Origin of the sequence: Devosia insulae DS-56 (assembly GCF_000970465.2) — a bacterium.
Classification (GTDB): domain Bacteria; phylum Pseudomonadota; class Alphaproteobacteria; order Rhizobiales; family Devosiaceae; genus Devosia_A; species Devosia_A insulae.
Genome location: NZ_LAJE02000012.1, coordinates 1 through 2,439, shown reverse-complemented (window position 1 = coordinate 2,439; position 2,439 = coordinate 1). Strand labels below are relative to the sequence as shown.

Annotated in this window: 2 protein-coding genes; both read left to right on the top strand. The window is 66.0% G+C overall.

The genetic code is table 11. From position 1 onward, the window contains the following. The first annotated feature begins 52 nt into the window (after positions 1 to 52). Positions 53 to 1,333 (top strand): phosphoribosylamine--glycine ligase, encoded by a 1,281-nt coding sequence (purD, locus tag VW23_RS00535; RefSeq protein WP_069907653.1) that lies wholly within the window; start codon positions 53 to 55, stop codon positions 1,331 to 1,333. A 52-nt stretch (positions 1,334 to 1,385) separates the two neighbouring features. Further along, the gene (locus tag VW23_RS00530; protein WP_176730289.1) at positions 1,386 to 2,357 is read left to right on the top strand and encodes a patatin-like phospholipase family protein; all 972 of its coding nucleotides are present in this window, start codon (positions 1,386 to 1,388) and stop codon (positions 2,355 to 2,357) included. Positions 2,358 to 2,439: the final 82 nt, after the last annotated feature.

The window sequence follows — 2,439 nt, the reverse complement described above, 5'->3', positions numbered from 1 at the left end:
GCTGCGCAGGGCACCCTCTCCCTCAAGGGGAGAGGGCAGGAAGAGGGCGAGCATGCGCATTCTGGTGATCGGGTCGGGCGGACGGGAGCATGCGCTGGCATGGGCGATTGCCCGCTCGCCGCGCTGCGAGAAGCTGTTCGTGATGCCGGGGAACGGCGGGACTAGCGAGATCGCCGAGAACGTGCCGGTGGATATCACCGACCACAAGGCAGTGATCGATTTCGCCATCGCCAACCGGGTGGACTTCGTGGTGATCGGGCCCGATGCGCCAGCGGTGGCGGGGCTGGGCGATGATGTGCGGGCGGCGGGCCTCCTCTGCTTCGGGCCGAGCAAGGCGGCGGCGCAACTCGAGGGCTCGAAGGCCTTCACCAAGCTGATCTGCGACGAGGCGAGGGTACCGACAGCGGCCTATGGCCGGTTCGACAACGAGAGCGAGGCGCTCGCCTATGTGCACGACCAGGGCGCGCCGATCGTCATCAAGGCGGATGGGCTCGCGGCCGGCAAGGGCGTGACGGTAGCGATGACCATCCATGAGGCGGCGGACGCAGTGCGCGACTGCTTCTCGGGCGCCTTCGGCGAGTCCGGCTCGACCGTGGTGATCGAGGAGTATCTCGAAGGCGAAGAGGCTTCGATCTTCGCGCTTTGCGACGGCGAGAGCGTGGTGATGCTGCCCAGCGCGCAGGACCACAAGCGGGTGTGGGACGGCGATCGCGGCCCGAATACCGGCGGCATGGGGGCCTATTCCCCTGCCCCGGTGATGACGCCAGCAGTGACGGCGCAAGTGGAGAACGAGATCATCCTCCCCTCGATCCGCCGGATGGCGGAGCGCGGTACGCCGTTCACCGGGGTGCTGTTTGCCGGGATCATGGTGACGCCGAAGGGCCCCAAGCTGATCGAGTACAATGTGCGGTTCGGCGATCCGGAGTGTCAGGTGTTGATGCTGCGGCTCAAATCCGATGCACTGGACCTGCTCGAAGCGACGGCGCGTGGCACGCTGAAGAGCGTGAAGCCGGAATTCAGCGACGACGTCGCGCTGACCGTGGTGCTGGCCGCCAAGGGCTATCCGGTCAATCCCGAAAAGGGCAGCGAGATCCTGGGGATCGACGGTCAGGACGACGACACGCTGATGGTGTTCCATGCCGGGACGCTCCGCAGCGACGGCAAGCTGATCGCCAATGGCGGGCGAGTGCTGAACGTCACGGCATTGGGCCGGACCGTGGGCGAAGCCCGCGACCGGGCCTATGCGGAAGTGGACCGGATCGAATGGCCCGAGGGGTTTTGCCGGCGCGACATCGGCTGGCGAGCGGTGGCAAGGGAACTCAAACCCGCCTGAACATCTTATAAACGAGCAGAGCGTATCCTACGTCCTTATCGTGACCCATGAGATGACAGCGCCGGTCGATGCGACGCCGCTACAGCGGCGGGGGCAGCAGATTGTCGATCGGTTGCGCGGCGAGTTCCGCGAACACACGCACGGCCATGCTCCGCCCCCCGAACCGCGGATCGGTGTAGCGCTCGGCGGCGGCTCGGCGCGCGGGCTGACCCACATCCCCTACATCGAGGCAATGGACGAGATGGGGCTGAGGCCGCACGTGATCTCGGGCACCTCGATCGGCGCGCTGATCGGCTCGGGCTGGGCCAGCGGCATGACCGGAGCGGAACTGAGGGAGCACTCGTTCTCGGTGCTGGGCACCATGCGGATCATCGCCGGACGGCTGTGGGGCGCCAAGGTGCGCAACCTTGGCAACTTCTTCCAATCCGGCTTCAACGTGCAGCTCGACGCCGTGCAGGTGGTGGATGCGTTCCTTCCCGACCCGTTCCCGCTCGAGTTCAAGGATTTGAAGACCAAGTTCTACGTGGTGGCGACCGATTTCCAGTCCTGGCATCAGGCAGTATTTTCGGAGGGGCCGCTGCGCGAGGCAATTGCCGGCTCGATCGCTATTCCGAGTCTGTTCAAGCCAGTGTCGTTCGCCAATCACCTCCTGGTCGATGGCGGCGTGGTGAACCCGCTGCCGCTCGACCAGGCGGCGGCCGACACCGACATCCTCGTCGGTATCGACGTCAACGGCGATCCCTCCGAGCAGCTCAACAAGACCAACCACAAGGCGCTCGATGTGTGGTTCGGCGCGGCGCAGATCATGATGCACTCGCTGACCGCGCACATGATGGCGGCCTATCCGCCGGACGTCTACGTGCGGCCGCACCTCAGCGCCTTCGGGGCGCTGGAGTTCTGGCGGGTGCGCGAGCTGGTGGCGCATGTCGAGAAGGACAAGGACAACTTCAAGCGCGCCCTGGACGGCCGGATCGAATCGTTCCTGAGCAAGCAGCAGGACTCGATGCGGGCCGAGGCCCGGTAGCGGCTGCGGGCGCGCTAACGCAGCCCCTGGAAGAACGACTTCAGCAACTCCCCCGACCGCTTCGCCCCTACCCAGCCCCTTT

Coding starts and splice junctions, on each gene's coding strand:
- purD (WP_069907653.1), top strand. CDS start 53: ATGCGCATTCTGGTGATCGGGTCGGGCGGACGGGAGCATGCGCTGGCA.
- VW23_RS00530 (WP_176730289.1), top strand. CDS start 1,386: ATGACAGCGCCGGTCGATGCGACGCCGCTACAGCGGCGGGGGCAGCAG.